A 23181-nucleotide genomic window follows, 5' to 3' on the forward strand; every position below is an offset into this window, starting at 1 on the left:
GCTCGGCGGTTGTGGGTGAATTCTGGTGTCTGGCCTGAGTGAAGGCTTCGAGCAATACCTTGTTCCAGATGCCGATTCGATCAAGATGGGCATCACCAAGGGCCTCGTTGTGCTCGATAGCAATGTCTTGCTTGAGTTATACCGCTTTGCCGCCCCCGCCAGGTCCGAGCTTTTCGAGGTGCTCGAAAAGATCGGTGAGCGGATATGGATACCTCACCAGGTTCGCCTTGAGTTTCACCGAAACCGGCTCAAGGTCATGTCGAGCCAGGAGGAGAGCTACCAGGAAGTCTTGAAGGCCATCGACGAGGTGCGCCAGTCGCAAACTGCCGTGGTTTCCAGGATCCGAGAGTTGGCCAATCGGGTGCTCCTGCCCAAGGAATCAAGCGACGAGCTGGTGCAGCTAGTTTCTCGGGGGTTGGACGACGCTGAGCGGGTGATGACTCAGTTGCGGGCCGCTCACGCTTCACCCGGTGGCTATGCTCAGGATCCTATCCTCCAACGGCTGCAGCGCCTATTCGATGGCCGAGTTGGTGAGCCGCTCGATGCGGGGGAATTGTCCGTAGCTCGTGAGGAGGCGTTGAGGCGTGTTGAAGCGCAGGAGCCGCCCGGCTACAAGGATGGCGGCAAGGATGACCCCACTGGTGATTATCTCGTCTGGTATGAAACGCTAAAAGAAGCTGCTATGCGAAATCAGCCTCTGCTATTCGTTACGAGAGACGCGAAAGAAGACTGGTTTCTCCGCTTAAAAGGCCAGACGATTTGCGGCCATCCAGCCCTGATTGCCGAAGCGCGGGACGTAGCGGGTGTGTCTGCGATGATAATGCAAACCCAATCGCTGCTGCATCATGCGCGGTCCTTTCTTGAGACTGACGTCAGCGAGGAGACCATCCGTCAGGCGGAGAGTGCCGCAGTGCAAGCTTCGCGGGATGCCGCGCGATCGTTCGTCGTCAAGGAATCACTGCTGGAGACGATGGCCGAAATTGCATCGCGGCAAGTGGAAGATCTGCGCTCGGAAAGCGAGCGCCTTCAGAGATCGATCGATCGATCGACGTATGATCTCGCAGCTGGGCGTGGGCAGGGGAGGGCAAGGGATGTCTTCGAGCGTCGCCTCAATGATCTGCGTTCGCAGGCGGAGGAGGTGGCGGTAGAGCTAGCTGACCTTCAGGCGGCAGTAGACATGTTGCGCTCTGGAGACCATTCAACGATTAGGGATTCCGCTCGTTTGAGCTGGCGCGGGCGGCCGTCTAGGACAAGGATGTTGTCCCTTGCGAGGTCCGCGATTCGTCAAGTGGAGATGCTTCAGGACTGGTCGCTGCGACCAATTAGTCCAGCCGCAACCGAGGCTGCCCAAGTGGAGGGTGGTGCCCTGCATGTCGGGTCTCGGGTTGCTCACGACGAGTACGGCGAGGCGCGAGTGGCGGATATCCTGAAATCGGATGAGGAGGATATCGAGGCGCGGGTAGAGCTGATCCTTCCCGACGGCACCACGATATGGGTCAAGTTCAGCGAGTTGCGCGTCGACGGGCTTCCTGGTCCTGAAGCCCCGGATTGAAGTTGCATATCCGGCAGGGCGGAGGGTGTGCGTGGAATCCTCGTGGGCGTGGGCGGATAGTGGGCGGTCGGCCGGGTGGTGCACATCAAGGGTCGTCAAACACCAGGTCGGACCGGCTGAGCCGGAGAAGATCGCGGACTCCCTGTAAATCCGTCGCGAAAGCTTCAGAGGTTCGAATCCTCTACCCGCCACCAGGTGCGCAAAGAGGCCCCTGACCAGCGCGAACGCCGGTCAGGGGCCTCTTTCGTGAGTCTCGCTCAGTCCCGCTCTAGCCCGCTCGATCTCGCTGGCTGTGTCGTATACGTGTCGCCGGAACCTGCACCCGTGGCGCTCAGAGCATCAACAGGTTCGTCAGGATGTTGCCGACGACGCCGAGGATGACACCGCCGACGAAGGTGAGGAGGGCGATCCGGTTGCTGCTCTTCTGTTGGCGGTCCGCTTGTTCGGCATGAGCGGCCTTCAGCTTCTCAACCTCATCCTTGAGGTGTTGCTCCGTGCGTTCGCTCAGCAGTAGTGAGATTTTCGTGGCTTGACTTTCGTTCAGGTCAGCCATTGCCTGCGCCGACTCAGCCCGTTCGACAAGTGTTCGCACCTCACCTTCGAATGCCTGGGCCTTATGGCTAATTTCACGCAGCTTGGAGATGGATTGGGTAAGAGTATTCGAAACGTCGGATAGTTCCTGTTCGAGTGATTGGCCGTGTGCTGGAAGGGATCTTTCAACCTTGGCTAGGACCTCTTCGGCGACGGCCTCGAACTTGGCCGCTGCCTGAATACGCTGGATCCGTGCTGCAACGGCCTCCCCGGTTAGAGCCGTCAGCGCGCCAGCAACCAGGCTGATGATCAGAAGTACGTCTTCTAGGTCGAGCGGGTCCTTGCCCCCTCGGATGACTGTTCCGAAACCGACGAGTAGGCCGGCCACGACTAGGAGCAGGGTGAACGCATTTCCGGGAGGTCGCCACTGACGCCAACTCCTGCTCGGTTCCGTCTCACCCATAGGAAGCACGATAAATGTTGGAATCCAGCCTTTGGATGCGAGGCGCAAGCGGACTACGTGCTTGCCGCACCTAGGTTGCTGCTGGGCAGCTCCCGTCCGGCACGATCTCTGGGCTCACCCAGCGCTGCCTCGATGCGTTGACGCGCGGCATCCTCTTGGCCGTAGACGCACTTCGCGTAGACCCGCATCAGGACGTGCACGCTGTGCCCGGCCCACTCGGCGACCTGGGTAGCCGGCACTCCGGCGTTGAGCCAGAGCGACACGGCGGCGTGCCGCAGGTCGTACGGCCGGCGAGCCAGCGGGGAGCGCTGCTGTGCGGACGTGAGCACCTTTCCCCGCGCGTCGCGCCAAGCCTTCCCGTAGGTGTTTTTCGGGATCGGCTGCCCGGCGGTTGGTACGTACCGACCACCGGGGCCGCGCCGGGTGACGAACAGCTTCCCGTTTGATCCGGGCGGGTACTCCTTGACGTGGTGGTCGAGCAGTCGCACGAGCGGCGGCGGCACCGGCACGTCCCGCGTGGCGGCCTTCGCTCGGTGCTTCAACCCTCGTTCCTCGGCCGTGTCGTCCCCGTCGCCCCAGCCCTGGCCCCGGCCCCGGCCCACGGCCACCGTCGAGCCGGTCAGGCGCAGTACGCCCCACCCGTCAGGCTCGGCGGGCCGCTCGTACTCGTCTTTGCGCAGGTGGAGCACCTCTTCGGGGCGCAGAGCGGCGTAGTACATGCATCCGAAGAACGCTTCCAACTCGGGCACGGTCCGGCCCACCTCGGCGAGCAGCGCTCGCGCCTGATCCGGGTTGACCACCGCTCCCCGGTCGATCTCATCGGCCGTCTTCGGGGCGGTCCAGCTCACCAGGGTCATCGGGTGCGTGTCGAGTAGCCGCAGCTCAACGGCGTACTTGAGTGCCCCAGAGAAGACGGCCCGCTTACGGGCGATCGTGCTTGCCGAGGCGGGTGCACCATCCATCCGCAGGGCGAGCGTGTCGAGCGCCTTCCGCACCAATGCAGCGTCGGCGAGCGCTGTCAGCATTGGGACGAGCATGGCCACCGTGGTAGCCACCGCCGAACAGGTCACCGGCCATCCGGTCACCGTCCACCGTCAACCGCCTAAGCCCGAACCGCCGAACCTGATCGCCGACGTCAGCCGCGCTCGCACTGTTCTTAATTGGACCCCTGCAAGGTCCAAGCTGAGTGAAATCCTTGCGGACGCTTGGGAGGCCTGGCCGCGAGGCTAGTCCCTGCCGCCCGCTGTAACTGACGGGGACATCGCGGCGGGGCGTCGACGCAGCAACCTGGCAGGAGGGTGCGTGGGTTTGGGTAGATCGCGGGCTGACCTGGCCAAGTGGGTCCGTCCACTTGGTGGCCGGTTCCGGCAATGATCATTGTGGCTGCCGCTACTCATCCTGCCGGTGGTTCGGGAATCTCGGATACCTGGCGCGCAGTCCTGGGAGGGGGTGAAGCGTCGTGGCTGCCGTCAGTCGGCTGAGTACGATCGGGAATCAGCGGTGCCGAACGGGAGAAATCGAGATCCAGGGCAGGATCCACGTTCGCGCCGATTTGCCGTCCCGCTATGTCGTGGAGGCACTTGATTGCGACGGCTAGCAGATATCGGTGTTCGGGCGTGAAGAGGTGGTTGAAGGCGTCTGCGCGATAGTTGGAGTCCCCGGCGAGCGCATCAAAGCAGGCCAGCTCAGCCGTTTGCGGTAGTTGTCTAGCAACGGCAGGGTTCGCCCGCAGTTTCTGTACTAGGTCGATGTAACGGTCGAGCCAGGAAGGCGGGTCAGCAACAAGGTCTCGAAGACTGGGGCCTGTGATTTCTTGCCGTTGTGCGCCACTACCGACATACGCAGCGTGAAGCCTCTCCACGAAGGTCCGTACAACGTCATCGGCCCGTCCCAGAAGAGACAAGATGCGGTCGCTGTCAGGTTCGCCAAGCGTAACGGCGCGCTCAACGCGCTCACGCATATCTTCGATGCGAACGGTGTCGAGGCTGCCAGCGTCTTGAAGCGCCGCAACTATCAGAGTTAAGAGCGCATGCCCCGCCAAGACAGTCGCCGTAGGTTGTGGAAGCGTACCGCCAACATCGGATGCCGTTCTAAGCGCCTGGAGCGCGTTCAAGCATCGATACGAGGAGGAGAGTAGTGCTTCGTACCGAAGGAATCCTACTAGGTTGCCCGGTACTTGCGCCAAGCCCTTGAGTTGGGTATCGGCCCGCGCCTCGATGGAGGCGCATCCCGGGCCGTCAACATGCGCAAAGCGTGCCGGAAGCCAGGCATGAGCCGTCTCGCGGGACGCGATTGTAGCGACGTCGATAATCTGAACGCCAAGCTGTGTGGCAACGAGTCGGCCCCGCTGCGTAATAGTTTGACGAACTAGAACCGCCCGATCGGCATTGACGAAACGTTGAAGGCCGGAAAGCCACAGTAGTCGATCCGGCTCGCCAGACTGCCCCCTGCCACTCTTGCTCTCCAAAATCGACCGCGCGAGGCGAAGCCTGTTGTCAATATCGAGGGCTAGAATATCGAGGTCTGTCAGGATGGCCCGGCCGGGATCGGCTGCCACGCGGATTGGAACCCTGAGCCGCGTCAGCGCCCCCTCTGCGAATTCAAGACGAGCAACTCGACGTTCCAACTCCGCGCCAGGGTTTGCCGCAACTATCGCCGATGCCTTAGCGCTACCTGCGGCATGTGATTCTGTGTTGCGTCGGCTCTTTCGGCTATCCATCAGAAGTCCCGCCTTGCTGCAGCGTCACGCAGTGCCGCAATCATTCGGCGACCATGCTCATCGTCTAGAGACACCTCGCTAGCTAATTGTGCACGCTCACGCTCAAGGTGCGTGTAGGAGCGCTGGTCACCTAGGGCCACCCTCTCCACAGTATCCGAATAGTGTCCAGCACCGCGCGAGTCGATGATGGCGAGCGCAGCTTCGGCAACGTCTGCTTGCAGGAGTCGCATTCTGGAGTTGTGACCCGTGCCGACAACTTGTATGGTGCCTGCTGTTTCGAGCATGGGGTAATCTTCGGCTACCCGTATATGATTTCCGGCTTCGCCGTCACGGATAAGTACGTGCAAGAAGGCACCAGGGCTCCGCAACGGCCAACTAGCAAAGGTGGAAGCGTATATCATGCTTCCTACGAGCTGCCGGACGTGACCAGAAGGATCACCAGCGGCGATCCCGAACGGGTCTCTGCCTAGATGTGGCGAGAACAGGAACCTTTTCTCGTCGCCATTATTCGTCTGCACGACAGAACGCTCAACCAAGCCGATAGAGACGGCAAAGTCAATCCATCGTTGCTCAGTGCTGGTCACGTGCGGTTCGGGAATGCCGGGGGCCGCGCTTACCTCTTCGAGAAGTGCTCCAACCTCGGTACGGACTCGTGCGTCCTCGGTCTTGAGAGCCGCCAGCGCGATCTTCTCATCGCCCGCGAAAATGTTCGGGTTGAAAACAGCCACGCGCCCATCTTCGCTCGCTACGTGCCTGACAAGGTTGATGGAGATCAGGTGGCGAAGAGCTTCTTCGGCTGCCTCATCACTCTGAGATGATGCCGCTTGTAGGGCGGCTTCTCTTTCTAATGGCTGTACAGAGGTGGCGCGCAAGATAGTCAGTGCGGCTCGCTGCACCTCCGTTGCCATGACAATATCTAGCATTTGGCCAGAGGCATCGACCAGCTCAGCGCCGGGTGGAATGAAGGCAGAGATGCTAAGGAGATGACCGTCGTTATCGCGCTCTACCTCAACCCACCCTAGCTGTTCTAGCGTAGGAAGGATCTCTCGGCGCAGCTGTCGGGGGCCGATCTTAGCCTCGATGCCGATGGCCTCAATCCGCTCTGCCGATGACACTTGCGAATTTCGTAGCCGCCACGCCATTTCGTAGACTTGTCCGGCAAACTGAAGTGATTCGAGTGCGGCATGAGCGGGGGACACCGAATATCCGGATAGGTGTCGTGACATGCCGAGTAGAAGCTGCGAATCGTGGAGCACTGGCTACTCCTTAACGAGTGCGGTTCCGTCAGGCCTGCCTACATTAGGAGAAGCCTTCAAATTTGGCAATGCCTTGCCTCCAGCCGGAATGCCAGTTCGATCGAATACTCGTCTGTATGCCTTCGAATCCTTAGAAAGCGGACGCGGGCCTTCTATAGCATCTCGCGCGGTGGTAGGTAGCAGTTGCCGGTCTCGTTCATGTGTCGCTTTTTCCGGCGGAGTACGTCATCGAGCCGCAGTCGTTCATCGAGTATGCAGTAAAGATCCTCGCCCGTCATGGTGATGAAAGGAGTGGCAGATGCAAACTCCTGCTTCGCGTCGCTCGTGAACTCGTTAACGCTGATGTATAGACCTAGAGCGTTCTTCCCTTTGCGCCGTATCTTCGAGGCAAAGATATCGAGCTGATCTCGTCCTATTGGCCCCTTCCACCATTTAGCCTCCAGGATGTAGTCATCGGTGTCGAATGAGAAGGCTCCGTCGATCTGCTCTCGCTCAAGCGAGTAGGAGGCGCGTGGCTCAAGGTCAAACAAGTTGAAGAGGTGGTTCAAGAAAACCTCAAACTGTATTCCGCGTTTGTGAGGGTCAGTAGCGGATGCCATTGACACGAACTCGTTCTTTAGTGTCTCCAGAGATTTCGAGAAAGTCCGGACACGTTCCCCTTGCCGTGCAGCGGCTTCACGCTCGGCGGCCCGACGCTCCCATTCATCGATCTTGGAGCGGTGCACCTTCGTCCAAGTTCTTAGGTGAGCTACGGCAGCCTTAGCGGCGGCCAACTTTTCATCGCGGTCGCGCTGGATTTCGAGATTGGGGAAGGATTCCATCTGCGCCAGGTTCAGCATGATGGATATGGTGAGTTCCTGGTAACGCGTTTCATTCGCCATCAAGGCGTCAACAAGGCGTCCAGCTGTCTCACGCTTAGTGTCGTTATCGAAATCGAGATCCGCAAGCAGCTCTGGAGCCCCGCGAACCAAGCCGCGGACTAGTCGTCCGAAGGCTGGCTTGTTCCAAACGACGACTGCAAGCGCGTCGGCTAGAGCGTTGTAGGCGTTCGGGTTGATCCGCTTGGCTGCTGATCGACGTTCCGACACATACCCTCCCGCAATGCCCGTTTCGCCTACTTGGTACGGCTTTATGCGAATCATCTGGGCGTTGCCCGGTGTAACAGCAGGCGGTGATGGTACAGCCGCTCCTTGTTGGACAGCGTGCTCAACGCGCGGGTGGGTGCTGGGCGCACCCGGTCTTACGGGGCAGTGCAGGCACATCGTGGCTGGTGTGGGGCAGGCCTGATGCGGTTGTGTCGTATGCGTGTCACCGACACCGGGCGAAAGGCCGCTGTCCCTGGTCAAGGACGTCGGGCGTGGCGGTCAGCGCTTCCAAGCCGGCGTGGAGCTGCATCCCACGGCGACAAAGGCGGTTGTCGTCATAGCCCGCTGCCAGGGGATCGCCTGGCGACAATCTGACACGCCGGCAGCCCTAGCGGCAGTCCTACGGTAGGAAGACAGGTTGTGGAGCTGCCGGCGGAGAACCTATCCCCATCCCCTTCCGCTGCTGTGTCGGTGCCTGCCGTCTCGGCGGCTAGCAGCCCTGTACCAGCGCTCAAGCTGTGGGAGATCCGCCGGTCGATCGGCCTGTCTATCGGTGCTGCCTTGTTGATGGTTGTCGGCCTGATCGCCTGTGCGCTTTGGTACGGGGGTTTTCCTAGCCTCGCCAAGGACAGCACCGTCACAACTCGCACACTCTTCGACCTACTGAAGCTAGTTTTCGCGGTCGTCGCGGGCATCGGTGGAGTCGCAGCCTTGGTCGTCGCGTACCGGCGTCAACGGGTTGCCGAGCACGGAAACAAGCTTGCCGAGTTTGCCCACGAACTGGCCCACGCCGCCGATGCACGCGCCGAGGTAACCAAGGCGCTTGCCGAGGCCGCAGACGAACGGGCCAAGATCGAGGCCGACCGCAACGGGATGCGGCTGTTCAACGAACGGTTTGCCAAGGCGTCCGAGCAACTCGGCTCTGAGAAGGCGGCGGTACGCCTTGCCGGGGTCTATGCCATGGCTGGCCTCGCCGACGACTGGATGGAGGGCCGGCAAACCTGCATTGACGTGCTCTGCGCGTACCTCCGCATGCCGTACGACGCTCCCCGGGAATGGGCTGGCGACGGGTTGACGTCCGAGGAGGATGGAAGGTCGGAGAAGATTGATCAAAGGGCACGAAGCGCTCGGGAGGAGCGGGAGGTGCGGCACTCGGCCTTCCGGCTCATCGGTAGGCACCTTCGACTTCAGGCGGACGACGCCAACTCCTGGCGCGGCTATGACTACGACTTCACCGGCGCCGTCCTCGACGGTGGCGACTTCTCAGGGGCGACGTTCGACGGCGGAATGGTGTCGTTCAGGGAAGCGATGTTTACCGGCGGGACGGTGTCTTTTACCGGGGCGACGTTTAGCGGCGGGAGGGTGTCGTTCAGGGGAGCGATGTTCATCGGCGGGACGGTGTCTTTTACCGGGGCGACGTTCAGTGGCGGGAGGGTGTCCTTCGGCGGTGCGACGTTCAGCGATGGAACGGTGACCTTCGGTGAGGCGACGTTCAGCGGCGGGAGGGTGTCCTTCGGTGAGGCGATGTTCAGCGGCGCGTCGGTGTTCTTCGGCGGAGCGAGGTACGGCCTAGTAAAGATTAGCGGCGGAACGTTGACCTTCGGTGAGGCGATGTTCAGCGGCGGGTCGGTGTCCTTTGCCGGGATGACATTGAGCGGCGGAACGGTGACCTTCAGCAGGGCGACGTTCAGCGGGGGGAGGGTGTCCTTCGGCATGGCGACCTTCGGCGGCGGGGACGCGTCTTTCGCTGGGGCGAGTTTAAGCGGCGGAACCGTGACCTTCGCCGAGGCGACGTTCAGCGGCGGGAGGGTGTTCTTCGGCGGTGCGACGTTCAGCGGCGCGTCGGTGTTCTTCAACAGGGCGATCTTCGTGGGCGGGAAGGTGGACTTCGAGCGGGCCAGATTCGGAGTTCCGCCAGAGTTCGATCCGGGGGTAAGCGGGAGGCCTCCGGCTGGCGTGCTCTTTCCTATCGGTTGACCTGGGTCGCGCCTGTGTCGCTGCCGCCTCGCTCAGCGGTGAACTAGCAGTTCAGAACCTCGGCGCTGGCGCCCTGTAAATCCGTCGCGAAAGCTTCAGAGGTTCGAATCCTCTACCCGCCACCAGGCAACGGCAAGGCCTCTGAACTGCGGAAACGTAGTTCGGGGGCCTTCGTCGTCTCCTGCACTGGTTGACCGCTGCTGTCGCTCATCCTCCGGCCGATCGGGCACGTAGCGGGGCACGTCCTAGAGCTGCGGTACGGCCCAGACGGGAGCTGGTTGGTGACGCGAGACGAACTTCTGAGCGCGCTTGTTGATGACGTACCAGTGCATCGCGCGTGCCGGCAGGCGTTGCTCCAGGGCGCCGAGTTCGTCGTCTGGGACGACGGGATACGGGCCCCGGGGCTGTTCAGCCTAGTGGGGCTGTCCTCCTCGTCCGATGCATCGGGGTATCGGGGTGATCAAGAATGAGTCTCATGACTGTTCGTTCGTTGGCCGGCCGGCCGGTGCTGCAGTCGTCCCGTGTTGGGCTCGCCGTCGCAGGGTTGATCGCCGCCGGCGGCGTACTGTCCGGGATCCTGCTGCTCCTGGCTCCTGCCGGAAACCTTGGCCACGGCTTCGCGCCGGGTGAGCCGGTGACCGTGCAGCTGCACCCTTCGTCGCCGCAGATGGTGTGGGCGAAGGATGGGCCGGACGGTGTTCCAGGTGTGCAGTGTGAGCAGGCGACGCGGGATGGGTTTGCCCCAATGGCCCAGGAATCCTCACTGTTCGACGTGTATGAACTCACCGTCGGCGGCGAGCGATGGCGAGGGGTCCTGACGCTTCTCGGCAGGCCTGCGTACACGTACCAGCTCGTCTGTCAGGCCTCCGGCGCGTCCACCTCGACGCTGTCCATCGGTGAGGCCCCTTGGTCCTACGATCTCCGCCACAGCAGCCTCTTCCGCGGGGCGACCTTCGGTATTCCGCTTTCGGACACCGCCATTGCTTTGGTGATGTTGGTCTTGGGCGCCATCGTCGGCTTGCTCATCGCGGTCTCGGTTGCCCGTCGTCGGCGGAGGCTCGACCTGCCAAAACCGGCCGAATGACACTGCTTGATCCCAAAGCGGGCACACAAGGCTGTCGCGCTGTGGCCCGGTGGGCTTGTTGACGGGTAATAGCGGATCTCCCCGTCGGGCAGTCGCCAGACCGTCCAGCCTCTGCGGACGGGGAACCATCCAGGTGTGCCAAGGCATCCGTTCGTCAATCCCCACCGTGTCGCGTCAACTACCCAGCGGATTCGGGTCTGAGATCGTGCTCGTCCGGGGCCAGGTGGGGTCAGGCGGCAATTGTCTTGGCCGGCAAGGCAGCAGCCACCGCGGGCCTGGCGTTGTTATCGGTATGAGGGATCGGTACACCCATGGACGCTGACCTCGAACGGGAGTTCAGCGATTTCATCGCGGCCCGCTCGCACGCACTGTTCCGGACCGCGCTCGCCCTGACTGGGCACCGTCAGCAGGCCGAGGATCTACTCCAGACGGTACTGACCAAGGGCGCCCGACACTGGGGGCGGATCCGCACCGGAAACCCCGAGGCGTACCTGCGCACCGCGCTGTACCGCCAGCAGACGAGTTGGTGGCGCAGCCTCCGGCGGGGGCGCGAGGTGAGCGCTGAACAGTTGCCGGAGGTCGCGACGACGGCCGACGCCACCGCCACCGTCGATCTCAACCTGGCGCTCAGACAGGCGTTGGCGCAGCTCGCGCCCAAACACCGGGCGGTGCTTGTGCTGCGCTACTTCGAAGACCGGCCGGACAGCGAGATCGCGGAGATTCTGGGCTGCACCCAATCCACGGTACGCAGCCAGGCCGCACGGGCTCTCGCCCGGCTGCGCGAACTCTGTCCCAGGCTCGACATCCTCGCAACGAAGGAGGCGGCAGACCGATGAACCCGCACCTCACCGGAGCGCTCCGGACCGCATTCGAGGAACTGGCCGAGACCGCGCCCGCGCCGGTCGGGCTGGCCCAGGCCGTACTGGTCAGCGCCCGCCGGCAACGGGTCACCCGGCTGGCCGTCGGCGGTGGCTTCGCCGCGGCGATCTGCGCCGCGCTGATCGGCGTGGTCGCCGTCATCGCCCCGATCAGCGGTACGACCGGCGACCAGTTCGCCGATAACGGGCTGAGGCCACTCGTGGTGACCGCGTACAGCGGCATCCGCGATCCGAAAATCGATGATCCGAGCCCGAACTTCCAGTACTCGCTCCTCCTGAACGCGAAGACCGGCCGGTACGACCGGGTGCCGTACCGGTATGCCATGCCGTCCCCGGACGGCAGCCAGGTGCTGGTCGCGACGGGTGACAACAGTCTGCGCTATCCAACCCGGGCGGGCGTACTGGACCGGGCCAGCGGGAACGTACGGTGGATCGCCGACTTCGGCAGCACCAGCGACGCCCGCTTCCCCGGCTATTCGAGCGACGGGCGCTGGTCGCCGGACGGGCAGCGCATCCTCTTCACCCACATGCCGCGCACGGGTAAGCCCGGCTTCGTGCTGGTGGATTCGGAGACGCTCACGACAACGTTCGTCCCACTGCCCGACCTGGCCGCACAGAACGACCAGGCCACCGGCCTGATCTGGACGCCAGACAGTGACGGGCTCGCGCTGACGCTCTCCAAGTCTGTCGATGAGCCCACGCTGACCGGGATCCGCTTCTATGACCTGGCTGGCAGAGTGGTGCGTACCGTTCCCGCCAGCGGCGGGCCGCTGGACGACGTCAGCTTCTCCCCGGATGGCGGTCAACTGGCGCTAGCCCCGTACTCCGATGGGGTGCGGCAGACCTCCGTCACGGTGGTCGATCCGGTCACCGGGGCGGTCCAGCACAGCTTCAAGGTGCCCCTTTCCGGCGGCCTGATCGGCTGGACGGACGACCAGCACCTGCTGATCCGCGTCTTCCACGACGCGGGCGGGATACCGGCATCGGACCAGCCCGCCCCGGTCCTCGGACCAGGTGATGACGAGTACGACCGCCTGCTCGTGGTCGACCTGACCGGTCGGGTGACCCACTCGATGCACCTACCGGCCGAGTACGCCGACCACCTCTTCATCGGCTCCTCCGCCGGCCTGCCGAGCAGCGCCGCGAAGATCACCTTCTAAGCCGTGCTGGACCTCGCCATCGTCAACGAAGTCGGCCAGACCAGCTGACACCGGTACGGGGCGGGTCACCGCCGCGCGGCCCGCCCCGTACCGCCCATCTGCAACACGTACCCCCTTGGCCCATCCCCCTGGAGCCGCCTTCTATGCGCCCTCGCGTGATCATGGTGTTCGCTGTCGCGGCGATTGTTCTCGGCGGGGTCCTGCTGGTCCCTGCCGCGTACGCCAGACTCGCCACCACCCCCGATCCGACCGACTCCGCATCCGCCACCCCCACCACCCCGCCGCCCGCGCTGACCCCGCCACCGCCGCCGACCCTGGCCGCCGCACCGATATCGGTGCCGGTGGACGGCTTCGTCGCGTGGGCACTGCTGGACCGCGAGAGCGGGCAGACCGCAGGCTCGGCCAACAGTGCCAAGTCGACAAACTCCACCGAATCGATGATCAAGGTTTGGATCGTCGCGGACTTCCTGCGCCGAACGGCGGAGGCGAACAAAACGCCCTCGGACGAACGCCTGGAACAGGCCAGCCGAGCGATCCGCTACAGCTCCAACGACTCGGCCGAAGCGCTCTACAACGCTGGCGGCCGCACAACGGTGATCAGACGGATGATCAGCCTTTGCCGGTTGACCAAAACGAGGCTGGGCACCATACCTGGCTACGCGGGCTGGTGGAGCTTCACCGAGATGACCGCCCAAGACGTGGTACGAATGGGCGAGTGTGTCAAGAGCGGCAAGGCCGCAGGTCCCACATGGACTGATTGGTTGCTCAAGGAGATGCGCAACGTCTGGGGCACCACCGACAAGAAAGATCAGCAGCAGACGAGAGAGGGCGGCCGGTGGGGCATCATCGACGGCTTACCGATGGAAATGCTCGAGAAGGATCCGGTCAGCATCAAGAACGGCTGGACCTCGCTCGGCTATGACGGCAACTGGCACGTCAACTGTCTGGCCATCACCAACAACTGGATACTCGCTGTGCAGGTGCGCTACCCGGACCAGCGGGGTCTCGACTACGGCGCACGCGTCTGTGCGAGCGTCGCCGCCCAACTGGTGACCCCGCGACCGGGTGCCGCGCTGAACGTGCCCCGACCCCTGACCGGAGGCTGACCAGACGGGGTGGCGCCGGCTTTGCGGGTCTCCGTGGGTTGTTCCTCGGGCCTGTGGTGGGCCGGGTGGGTCAGGTCCAGACCGGCAGTCGTCGCAGCCGGGCCAGCACCCGGGCAAGCAGGTGGTGTCCTGGGGGTAGGCGCAGGCTGACCTGGCGGGCGTGGCGGATCAGCCGGGCTGGCACGCTCAGCAGCCGGTGGCGCAGGGTGGCAAGGTGGGCTCGGCGGCGTCCGTCGCCGTTGTCGAGGCCGGCGAGTGGCCGGCCGCGCGGGGTCGCCGGCAGTGGGTCGAATGAGGGCCAAGGGCGCCTGTTCGAATGGCCTGAATTGTCGTTTTGGTCTACTGACCACGGGGTCGCTGCGAAACTCAACGCGTGCCAGCTCCGTCGGAGCGCCGGCGCCGGTCGTCGTCCCAACCCGGTAGGTGGAGTTCTTGTCCGACAACGAGATCCGTCCCTTCCGGCTCGACACGCCGGAGGAAGCGATCGCGGACCTGCGTCGCCGGATCGCGGCTACCCGCTGGCCGACCCGGGAGTTGGCAACCGATCGCTCCCAGGGTGTGCAGTTGGCGACGGTTCAGGAGTTGGCCCGCTACTGGACGACGGATTACGACTGGCGCGCGTTCGAGACGAAGCTGAATGCCCTGCCGCAGTACACCACCCACATCGACGGCGTCGAGATCCACTTCATTCACGTGCGGTCGCAGCACGAGGACGCCCTGCCGCTGATCATGACGCATGGCTGGCCGGGTTCGGTAGTGGAACTGCTCGGGGTCATCGGCCCGCTCACCGATCCGACCGCGCACGGCGGACGGGCGGAGGACGCCTTCCATCTTGTCCTGCCGTCGCTGCCGGGTTACGGCTTCTCGGGCGAGCCGGCCGAGCTGGGCTGGGAGAACGGCCGCATCGCACGGGCGTGGGCGGAGCTGATGAATCGCCTCGGCTATACGCGCTACGTCGCCCAGGGGGGCGATGTGGGCGCCGCCGTCACGGACGCCATGGGCCGCCAGGCACCTGCGGGGCTGCTCGGCATCCACGTCAACCTGCTGTCCGGTGCGACCGGAATCAAGGACCAACTGCCGGCGGAGTCGGCGCAGGAACGTGCGGCGCACGACGCGCTCAACCTGTTCACGAAGGATGGGTTCGGCTACTTCCTGGAGCAGTCCACCCGGCCGCAGACGATCGGCTACTCCCTGCTGGACTCACCCATCGGTCTGGCGGCCTGGATGTTCGACCACGACACCGACAGCTACTACAAGATCGCCCGGGCGCTCGTCGACGGCGAGCCCGTGGGCGGCCTCACCCGGGACACGATCGTCGACAACGTCACGCTGTACTGGTTCACCGGCACCGGCGCCTCGTCCTCCCGGTGGTACTGGGAACTCGGACGGATCCTGGCGGCGGCCGCCGCGGCCGGCCAGGCCCCTCCGCCGGTCTCGGTTCCGGTCAGCTTCACCACGTTCCCTGACGAGATCTGGCCTGCCCCGCGCAGTTGGGTGGAGACGGTCTACCCGGACCTCGCGTACTTCAATGAGGCCGACCGCGGCGGCCACTTCGCCGCCTGGGAGGAGCCGGAGGCATTCTCCGCCGAGCTGCGGGCCGCGTTCCGGCCGCTGCGCACGTCCTGAACCCGCGCCAGAGTGGATCAGCGTCAGGGCGATCGGGGCGCCGGATGCGGTCACCAGATAGATGACAGTGACCTGTTGCGGCGAGGTAGCGGCGAGTAGTGTGCGTACCCGGGACGGAGGGCGCACAGTCAATTCAACTGTTACGTCTAGTAGGTGCGCTTTCCCCTGCTAGGTCGTTTCTTGGGCATACCAACGTGGGTTGATCAGCAGATGGTCTGGCCGGACGATGTGCCTGGCCGGCCGAGCGGGTCAGCTCGCGGTTCGGTTGGCCCGATCGCGGGTGGGGAACTTTCCTGGCGGACGTCGCTGTGGCACCATCGTGGAATCTCCATCCCCGCACAGCTCCCCTGCCGACAGGAGTTCCACATGTCTGGTCGAAAGTTTGGCCGGCTGCGCATGGCGTCGATCGTCCTCGCCGCGCTGGCCGTTGGTCTCCTAGGCGCCCAATTCGGCGGCGGCTTCCAGTCCACGAGCATCGAGTGGGGCGCCCCCGCGAGTGGAACGCAGTCAGTCGTCGCTCGGTGACTCCGGCGCGGCGGCGACGTGACCGATGACAGGGCGGTGCGGTGTCACCTAAGGCTGTCCGACGTCGTACGACCGAGCACGCCTGGCTGATCACGGCGCCCCTCGCCGGGATCGCCCTGGTGGGGTCGCTGATCCTCGCGCTGACGGTGCCGATCCGCCTCGCGGACTGGCCGACTGCTGTGGTGTTGCTGGTGGTGATGGCTGCTGCCGGGATACCAACGCTCAGTTTTGTCGTCCGCCGCCAAGCGGTGGTGGTGACCCTCAGCGAGATTCCACTCGTGCTCGCCCTGTTCTGGCTGTCGCCGCTGCTCATGGTCGTCGTCGCTACGGCGGCCGAGATCTTCACCCAGATACACCGCGGCTACGCGCCGCCGAAGTTCTGGTTCAACGTCGCCCGCGCGGCGGCCGGGTTCTCCGTCGCCGGGCTGGTGTTGGCCGCCATGCCCCCGCACGAGGGGGTGGGACCGGCCACCTGGAGCGCGGTCTTCGCCGCTGTCGCCGCCAACGCGCTGATCAGCCTGGTCGCCGTGGTCGGCGTGATCACTCTCCTGCAGGGTTGGCAGGGCACCCGGGAGACGACGAGTACGGCCGTCCAGGTCCTGCTGACCACGGCACTGAACGTCGCGGTCGGGATGATCATCCTGATCGCTCTGGCGACCACTCTCTGGTCGAGTCTGCTTCTGCTGGCCCTGGCGGTGGCCGGCGTCCTGCTCTACCGCTCATACTCGCAGTTCATTCGGCAGCACCGCACGCTGGGCGACCTGTACGAGCTGACCCGGGCGATGAGCGAGGCGGGTCAGGACGGCAACCTGACGGACGCGCTGCTCGGCCGGGTCCGTTCCCTCATGCAGGCCGAGTACGCCACGTTGTGGCTCCCGGCGCAGGGCCGGCACCCCGAGGTCCTGCTGACCTCCCGCCTGGACGACCGGGGTCTGCTCGACGTCGCCCCGACGCCGCCGGTGTTTCGGGAGAAGACTCGTGAGTCGGGCCGGGCGGTCGCTCTCGGCCGGGCCTTCGGCGGTGACCCGATGCTGCGGTCCGCGCTCGCCGACTCCAAGGTCAAGGACGTCATCGCGGTGCCGCTGCGCTCGGGGCAGGCGGTGATCGGCACGCTGGAGGTGGTCAACCGGCTCAGCGACGTGGGCCACTTCGCTCCGGCAGACATCCCCATCTTCGAGACCGTGGCGGCGCATGCGGCCGTCGCCCTGGAGAATTCGCGGCTGGTCGACAGGCTCCGGCACGACGCGTACCACGACGCGCTGACCCGGCTGCCCAACCGCCGGCGGATCACCGGCGCGCTCGCGGAGTCCTTCAAGATCGCTGCCCCCGGCGAGGTGGTGGCACTGCTGCTCTTCGACGTGGACGGGCTGCGCCAGGTCAACGAGTCGCTCGGGCACGCGGCCGGGGACAAGGTCCTCGCCGAGGTTGCCAGCCGGTTGCGGGCCAGCGCACCGTCGTCGGCTCTGGTTGGCCGGGCCGGTGGGGACGAGTTCCTGGTGACACTGCGGTTGGAGAGCGCGGAGGCGGCACTCGAGCTGGCCGCCCAGCTACGCGACCAGATCCGTGACGAGATGGTCTTCGACGCGCTCACCCTCGACGTGAACACTGCCGTCGGGGTGGCGGTGCACCCCGATCACGGCAGCGACGCGGCGACCCTGCTGCTCAGGGTCGACCTGGCCGCCACGGCAGCCAAGTCGGTGCCGGGCAGCGTGCAGCTGTTCAACCCCGCACTGGAGTCCCGATCGTTGCGCCGGCTGGGTCTGGCGGGCGATCTGCGCCATGCACTGGACCAGGGCGAGCTGGAGGTCTACTTCCAGCCGAAGGTGACGCTGCGGGATCGGCGTCTGGTTGGTGTCGAGTGCCTGGCCCGGTGGGAGGACCCGACCCACGGCACTGTCGCTCCCGAGGACTTCGTGGCGGTGGCCGAGCACACCGGCCAGTTGAGCCGGCTCACCGAGGTGGTGCTCCGCGAGGGGCTGCGCCGGAGCCGGGACTGGGCACTGGCCGACCAGCCGCTGCCGATCGCTGTCAACATCGCGGCCCGTACGCTCACCGACCAGCACTTCCCGGACCGGATCCAGGAGTTGCTGACCGAGTACGGGGTGCCGGCGCAGCGGCTGACCCTGGAGATCACCGAGGCGGGGGTGCTGGATGGCACCGACCGGCCCATCCCGACCCTGCAGCGGCTGCGTGATCTGGGTGTCCGGCTGTCGGTGGACGACTTCGGCACGGGCGACTCGTCTCTGGCGCACCTGCGCCGGCTGCCGGTGCACGAGGTGAAGGTGGACCGCTCGTTCGTGCAGGGCATGGCGACCGACCCGGGGGACCTGGCCATCGTCAACGCCGTGGTGACCCTCTCCCAGCAGTTCGGGCTGGCGGTGGTCGCCGAGGGCGTGGAGAGTGAGCTGACCCTGGAGCTTCTCCAGGACATCGGCTGTGAGATCGGGCAGGGCTTCCTGTTCAGCCGGCCGCTGCCGTACGAGCGGCTGGCCGCCTGGTTCGGCGCCCAGGTCGAGCCGGAATCGATCTCCAGCGGGGAGCTGCCGCGCCTTCGCGTCGTGCCCTGACCAGGCCGTAGACGATCACCAGGGATCCGATTTCACCTGTCGAGCCGGGCCGTGTACTCTTACTTCTGCGCGCCCCCAGGGGAGATCGCGCAGGCCCCCTTAGCTCAGTCGGCAGAGCGTCTCCATGGTAAGGAGAAGGTCTACGGTTCGATTCCGTAAGGGGGCTCGAGGGTTCAGCTGGACCCATCGCAGCGGTGTAGCTCAGATGGTAGAGCAAGCGGCTCATAATCGCTGTGTCGCCGGTTCAAGTCCGGCCACCGCTACTCTCGTCTTCCGGGCTCGTTGCCGGTGGTCGTAAGAAAATGGGCGCTTCCGGCGCCCACTTTGCATGTCCGCGCTGTCAGCGTCTAGGCTGGCGCGTCGTAGTTGTTTCCGTTAGCGAGGAAGGCACTCCGCCGTGGCGAAGGCTACCGATGTCCGGCCGAAGATCACTTTGGCGTGTGTGGAGTGCAAGGAGCGCAACTACATCACGCGCAAGAATCGGCGCAACGACCCCGACCGCATCGAGCTGAAGAAGTTCTGCCCGCGCGACGGTCGGCACACGGTCCACCGCGAGACCCGCTGACCCGGGGCCGGCCTCGTGCCGGCCGGTGTCCAAGCTTTCCAATCGCCGATCTGACCGGTGTGGTGCGGCTCCGCCGCAGCCTGCCGACCAGGTCGGCGATTGTGCGTCCCGTGTAGGTTCGCGGCATGTCCCTGGACCCTTCCTTCGTCGGCCGGACCTATCCGCCGACCGCCCCCTACCAGGTGGGCCGAGAAAAGATCCGCGAGTTCGCCACCGCGATCGGCGCCACCGACCCGGCTCACCACGACCCGGAGGCCGCGCAGGCGCTCGGCCACCCCGACGTGGTGGCTCCGCCGACCTTCCCGGTGCTCGTCACGATGGCCGCGAGCCGCCAGATCGTCGAGGACCCGGCCCTGGGTATGGACTACAGCCGCGTGGTGCATGGTGACCAGCGGTTCGCGTACACCCGAGCGGTGGTCGCCGGCGACGAGCTGGTCTGCGTCAACACCATCGAGGACGTCAGCACCAGGGGCGGGCACGGCTTCCTGACCACGCGCACCGACGTGCGCACCGTGGCCGGGGAACCGGTCGTCGCCGTCTGGTCGAAGATCGTCGTACGCGGGGAGGCCTGAGATGGAGTTGTCAGCCAAGACGTTCCAGGTGACCCGCGGGGACCTGGTCCGCTACGCCGGCGCGTCGGGTGACTTCAACCCGATCCACTGGAGCGACCGGTTCGCCACCGACGTGGGTCTGCCCGGGGTGATCGCCCACGGCATGTTCACCATGGCGCTGGTCGGCCGGGCGATCACCGAGTGGGCCGGGTCGCCGGACGCGGTGGTCGAGTACGGCGTGCGCTTCACCCGGCCGGTGGTGGTCCCGGACGATGACCGGGGCACCGAGATCGAGGTCACCGCGCGGGTCCGTGAGGTGACCGGGGACGGGCTCACCCGACTCGACGTGACAGCGACCTGCGGGGGCGAGAAGGTGCTCTCGCAGGCCCGCGCGACCATCCGGACGACGCGCTGAAGCTGGCCCGCCACGCGAGGCGGAGAGACCGGTTGGGAAAGTCGGGCGGCTACCCGTACACTGGTCCGCCGTGGGGCAAGTGACCTCTGCTCGGTCGTCTGTGACCGCGTGGGGCGAGTGTTGCCGCACAGGGGTGTAGCTCAATTGGCAGAGCAGCGGTCTCCAAAACCGCAGGCTGCAGGTTCAAGTCCTGTCACCCCTGCGCCTCAGGCCTGACCGTTCCCGTGGGTCGCGCCGCCAGCTTGGCGGCGTCCGGCCCGTGGTGGTGGCATCGGCGGGGTGGTCCGAGGCAATCGGGCCCTCCGGATGATCCACCGGCCGCGGCCCGTCGCGGGACGGTTGGGTCCGGCCGGCGTGACCAGCGCCGCGTACGCCGCTCGGCGTGCGACCCGAGATTCCGCGACGGAGGGCGAAGTGGCCGACAACAAGCGGCGCGGCGAGGACGCCGGCGACGATCGTCTGGACGACGAGGTCGTCGACGACGTAGCCGACGATGACGCCTCCAGCGCGGACGAGCCGGTTTCCCGGGGAGGCACCGCCACGCGGTCCCGTGCCCGGGCAGAGTCGGCGGACAGCCGGCCGACCACGCGGTCGGAAACGGGTCGGGTGGGCGTGTTCGGCCGCATCGCCCGGTTCTTCCGCGAGGTTGTAGCCGAACTGCGTAAGGTCATCTGGCCGACCCGCAAGGAGTTGCTGACCTACACCGCTGTGGTGGTGACGTTCGTCGCGGTGATGCTGACGATCGTCAGCGTGCTGGACTTCGGCTTCGCCAAGGTCGTGCTGTTTGTCTTCGGCAACTCGGACTGACCGGCTGCCTCCAGCCGATAGTGACGGAAGTGAGCGAGCGTGCCTGAGTACGACGAGACCGCCGGACCCGTGGACGAGCAGTCCACTGTCGCGACGGCGGCTGGTGACGAGTCGGTTGAGGCCGCCAGCGAGCCGGAGTTCCCCATGACCGAGCCCGCGCCGGACGAGGAGTTCGACCCGGTCGCGGAGTTGAGGCAGAAGCTGCGCTACGCGCCGGGTGACTGGTACGTCGTGCACTCGTACGCCGGCTACGAGAACAAGGTCAAGACCAACCTCGAGACCCGGATCACGAGCCTCGACATGGAGGACTTCATCTACCAGGTCGAGGTGCCGACCCGGGAAGAGATCGAGGTCAAGAACGGTAAGCGTTCTCAGATCCAGGCCAAGGTCTTCCCGGGCTACATCCTGGTTCGGATGGAGCTGACCGCCGAGTCCTACTCGTGCGTGCGGAACACCCCGGGCGTGACCGGCTTCGTCGGCGCGACCGACCGGGCCGACCGGCCCGCCCCGCTCTCCCTCGACGAGGTGCTGAAGTGGCTGGCGCCGGCCATCGAGACCGAGCAGAAGAAGTCGAAGCCGGAGATCAAGGTCCTCGACTTCGAGGTGGGCGACTCGGTCACCGTCACCGACGGCGCGTTCGCGTCGCTGCCGGCCACGATCAGCGAGATCAACGCCGACCAGCAGAAGCTCAAGGTGCTGGTGTCGATCTTCGGTCGCGAGACGCCGGTGGAGCTCAACTTCAACCAGGTCGCCAAGATCTGATTGGTCGTCGGCGGCGGGTTCGACCCGCCGCCGACGTCGGCGTACGCCCTCCCGCTCGACCTCGGCGGACGAGTGGGCTGCGGCCTGCGCTACTCTTGAATGTCGCCGCTGTCGCACCGCGCTGACCGTGCGCGCTCCGAGGGCGGCGACAGCCGCATTTTCCCAGCTCCAAGCCCCAGGAAGTGACATGCCTCCGAAGAAGAAGCTCGTCAAGACGTTCACGCTTCAGCTGCCGGCGGGCCAGGCCACGCCGGCGCCGCCGGTCGGCCCCGCGCTCGGCCAGCACGGCGTGAACATCATGGAGTTCTGCAAGTCCTACAACTCGCAGACCGAGTCCCAGCGGGGCGACATCGTTCCCGCCGAGATCAGCGTGTACGAGGACCGGTCCTTCACGTTCGTGCTGAAGACCCCGCCCGCCGCCCGGCTGCTGATCAAGGCTGCCGGTGTGCAGAAGGGTTCGGGCGTTCCGCAGGCCGAGAAGGTCGGCTCGGTCAGCCGCGCCCAGCTGCGTGAGATCGCCGAGAAGAAGATGGCCGACCTCAACGCCAACGACCTGGCCCAGGCCGAGAAGATCATCGCCGGCACCGCCCGGTCGATGGGCATCACCGTCAACGACTGACGTCGGCCCAGGCCGTCGACCCGACAGTGGGAGGGCCCGCGCCGAGCGGCCCGCCAGAGACCACAGGAGTGATCAGCAATGCAGCGCAGCAAGAGCTACCGCAAGGCCGCCGACGTCATCGACCGGGACAAGCTCTACACCCCCGCCGAGGCCGTGAAGCTGGCCAAGGAGACCACCAACGTCAAGTTCGACGCCACGGTCGAGGTCGCCATGCGCCTCGGCGTCGACCCCCGCAAGGCGGACCAGATGGTCCGCGGCGTGGTCAACCTGCCGCACGGCACCGGTAAGACCGCCCGCGTGATCGTGTTCGCCAGCGGCGCGAAGGCCGAAGAGGCCGCTGCCGCGGGTGCCGACGAGGTGGGCACCGACGAGCTGGTCGCCCGGATCCAGGGTGGTTGGCTCGACTTCGACGCGGCGATCGCCACGCCGGACCAGATGGCCAAGATCGGCCGGATCGCGCGGATCCTGGGCCCGCGCGGTCTCATGCCGAACCCGAAGACCGGCACGGTGACCATGGACGTCACCAAGGCGGTTCAGGACATCAAGGGCGGCAAGATCACCTTCCGGGTGGACAAGCACTCCAACCTGCACCTGATCATCGGTAAGGCCTCCTTCACGGAGAGCCAGCTGGTGGACAACTACGCGGCGGTGCTCGACGAGGTGCTGCGTGCCAAGCCGTCCGCGGCCAAGGGCAAGTACCTCCGTAAGGTCATCCTCACCACCACGATGGGCCCGGGCGTTCCGGTCGACCCCAACTTGGTGAAGAACCTCACGGGAGACGCCGCCGACGCCTGAGTCGGCAATCTGCTCCACCGGGGCGCCGCCACGACTGTGGCGGTGGGCTCCCCCGCTCCGCTTGGGCCCACCGTCACCGTGCCGCGCCGGGCGCCGCCGAGATCATCTCATCCGGCACCGCCAGCAGGTCCACCCCTT

20 protein-coding genes, 3 tRNA genes and 1 pseudogene are annotated in these 23181 nt (G+C 65.4%); 19 read left to right on the forward strand and 5 right to left on the reverse strand.

The features are described from left to right. Positions 1 to 25 precede the first annotated feature (25 nt). On the forward strand, positions 26 to 1552 hold the full coding sequence (locus ABZU25_RS28820) for a PIN-like domain-containing protein (RefSeq protein WP_355032503.1): 1527 nt from the start codon (positions 26 to 28) through the stop codon (positions 1550 to 1552). Positions 1553 to 1883: 331 nt separating this feature from the next. Here ABZU25_RS28820 and ABZU25_RS28825 read toward each other — a convergent pair whose 3' ends face one another. From ABZU25_RS28825 to ABZU25_RS28845, 5 genes and pseudogenes are all read right to left on the reverse strand, one after another. Continuing rightward, on the reverse strand, positions 1884 to 2471 hold the full coding sequence (locus ABZU25_RS28825; protein ID WP_355032504.1) for a hypothetical protein: 588 nt from the start codon (positions 2469 to 2471) through the stop codon (positions 1884 to 1886). Positions 2472 to 2599: 128 nt separating this feature from the next. Then, a pseudogene (locus ABZU25_RS28830) lies at positions 2600 to 3568 on the reverse strand (integrase); the annotation flags it as partial. Between the two features lie 371 nt (positions 3569 to 3939). Beyond that, positions 3940 to 5103 carry a hypothetical protein gene (locus ABZU25_RS28835; RefSeq protein WP_355032505.1) on the reverse strand — a complete coding sequence of 388 codons (1164 nt, stop codon included), beginning with the start codon at positions 5101 to 5103 and terminating at the stop codon, positions 3940 to 3942. A gap of 161 nt (positions 5104 to 5264) precedes the next feature. Further along, positions 5265 to 6521 (reverse strand): hypothetical protein, encoded by a 1257-nt coding sequence (locus tag ABZU25_RS28840; protein ID WP_355032506.1) that lies wholly within the window; start codon positions 6519 to 6521, stop codon positions 5265 to 5267. A 152-nt stretch (positions 6522 to 6673) separates the two neighbouring features. Continuing rightward, positions 6674 to 7609 carry a restriction endonuclease gene (locus ABZU25_RS28845; RefSeq protein WP_355032507.1) on the reverse strand — a complete coding sequence of 312 codons (936 nt, stop codon included), beginning with the start codon at positions 7607 to 7609 and terminating at the stop codon, positions 6674 to 6676. Positions 7610 to 8026: 417 nt separating this feature from the next. Between ABZU25_RS28845 and ABZU25_RS28850 the strand changes: the two genes are divergently transcribed. The 18 genes from ABZU25_RS28850 (at position 8027) to rplA (ending at position 23043) form a co-directional block, all read left to right on the forward strand. Next, a complete protein-coding gene (locus ABZU25_RS28850; protein ID WP_355032508.1) occupies positions 8027 to 9583 on the forward strand; it encodes a pentapeptide repeat-containing protein in 1557 nt (518 codons plus the stop codon). A 475-nt stretch (positions 9584 to 10058) separates the two neighbouring features. Next, positions 10059 to 10667 carry a hypothetical protein gene (locus ABZU25_RS28855; protein ID WP_355032509.1) on the forward strand — a complete coding sequence of 203 codons (609 nt, stop codon included), beginning with the start codon at positions 10059 to 10061 and terminating at the stop codon, positions 10665 to 10667. Positions 10668 to 10978: 311 nt separating this feature from the next. After that, positions 10979 to 11503 carry a SigE family RNA polymerase sigma factor gene (locus tag ABZU25_RS28860; RefSeq protein WP_355032510.1) on the forward strand — a complete coding sequence of 175 codons (525 nt, stop codon included), beginning with the start codon at positions 10979 to 10981 and terminating at the stop codon, positions 11501 to 11503. Next, entirely contained in the window at positions 11500 to 12705 is a 1206-nt protein-coding gene (locus ABZU25_RS28865) for a WD40 repeat domain-containing protein (protein ID WP_355032511.1), read from the forward strand. Before ABZU25_RS28860 ends, ABZU25_RS28865 begins: the two co-directional genes overlap by 4 nt. Positions 12706 to 12848: 143 nt before the next feature. Then, positions 12849 to 13811, forward strand: a complete 963-nt coding sequence (locus ABZU25_RS28870; RefSeq protein WP_355032512.1) for a hypothetical protein — start codon at positions 12849 to 12851, stop codon at positions 13809 to 13811. Positions 13812 to 13971: 160 nt separating this feature from the next. Next, positions 13972 to 14106, forward strand: a complete 135-nt coding sequence (locus ABZU25_RS28875; RefSeq protein ID WP_355032513.1) for a hypothetical protein — start codon at positions 13972 to 13974, stop codon at positions 14104 to 14106. Positions 14107 to 14234: 128 nt separating this feature from the next. Beyond that, positions 14235 to 15437, forward strand: a complete 1203-nt coding sequence (locus tag ABZU25_RS28880; RefSeq protein ID WP_355032514.1) for an epoxide hydrolase family protein — start codon at positions 14235 to 14237, stop codon at positions 15435 to 15437. A gap of 566 nt (positions 15438 to 16003) precedes the next feature. Continuing rightward, positions 16004 to 18529: a bifunctional diguanylate cyclase/phosphodiesterase gene (locus ABZU25_RS28885; protein WP_355032515.1), complete on the forward strand. Its 2526-nt coding sequence runs from the start codon at positions 16004 to 16006 to the stop codon at positions 18527 to 18529. Between the two features lie 93 nt (positions 18530 to 18622). Further along, positions 18623 to 18695 (forward strand) — tRNA-Thr (locus tag ABZU25_RS28890). 24 nt (positions 18696 to 18719) lie between these two features. Beyond that, positions 18720 to 18792 (forward strand) — tRNA-Met (locus tag ABZU25_RS28895). Positions 18793 to 18926: 134 nt separating this feature from the next. Further along, on the forward strand, positions 18927 to 19094 hold the full coding sequence (rpmG, locus tag ABZU25_RS28900; protein WP_007073056.1) for a 50S ribosomal protein L33: 168 nt from the start codon (positions 18927 to 18929) through the stop codon (positions 19092 to 19094). A 125-nt stretch (positions 19095 to 19219) separates the two neighbouring features. Beyond that, complete coding sequence (locus ABZU25_RS28905) at positions 19220 to 19666, forward strand: MaoC family dehydratase N-terminal domain-containing protein (protein WP_355032516.1); 447 nt, start codon at positions 19220 to 19222, stop codon at positions 19664 to 19666. Position 19667: 1 nt separating this feature from the next. Next, positions 19668 to 20060, forward strand: coding sequence for a MaoC family dehydratase (locus ABZU25_RS28910; protein ID WP_355032517.1), 393 nt, complete (start codon positions 19668 to 19670; stop codon positions 20058 to 20060). A 129-nt stretch (positions 20061 to 20189) separates the two neighbouring features. After that, positions 20190 to 20262 (forward strand) — tRNA-Trp (locus tag ABZU25_RS28915). A gap of 212 nt (positions 20263 to 20474) precedes the next feature. Next, positions 20475 to 20867 carry a preprotein translocase subunit SecE gene (gene secE, locus ABZU25_RS28920; protein ID WP_355032518.1) on the forward strand — a complete coding sequence of 131 codons (393 nt, stop codon included), beginning with the start codon at positions 20475 to 20477 and terminating at the stop codon, positions 20865 to 20867. 39 nt (positions 20868 to 20906) lie between these two features. Next, the gene (gene nusG / locus ABZU25_RS28925; protein ID WP_355032519.1) at positions 20907 to 21629 is read left to right on the forward strand and encodes a transcription termination/antitermination protein NusG; all 723 of its coding nucleotides are present in this window, start codon (positions 20907 to 20909) and stop codon (positions 21627 to 21629) included. 187 nt (positions 21630 to 21816) lie between these two features. Then, positions 21817 to 22248: a 50S ribosomal protein L11 gene (gene rplK, locus ABZU25_RS28930; protein WP_110563109.1), complete on the forward strand. Its 432-nt coding sequence runs from the start codon at positions 21817 to 21819 to the stop codon at positions 22246 to 22248. Between the two features lie 78 nt (positions 22249 to 22326). Then, complete coding sequence (gene rplA / locus ABZU25_RS28935; protein WP_355032520.1) at positions 22327 to 23043, forward strand: 50S ribosomal protein L1; 717 nt, start codon at positions 22327 to 22329, stop codon at positions 23041 to 23043. The last annotated feature ends 138 nt before the right edge of the window (positions 23044 to 23181 follow it).

Origin of the sequence: Micromonospora sp. NPDC005215 (genome assembly GCF_040607915.1) — a bacterium.
Taxonomy (GTDB): Bacteria; Actinomycetota; Actinomycetes; order Mycobacteriales; family Micromonosporaceae; genus Micromonospora.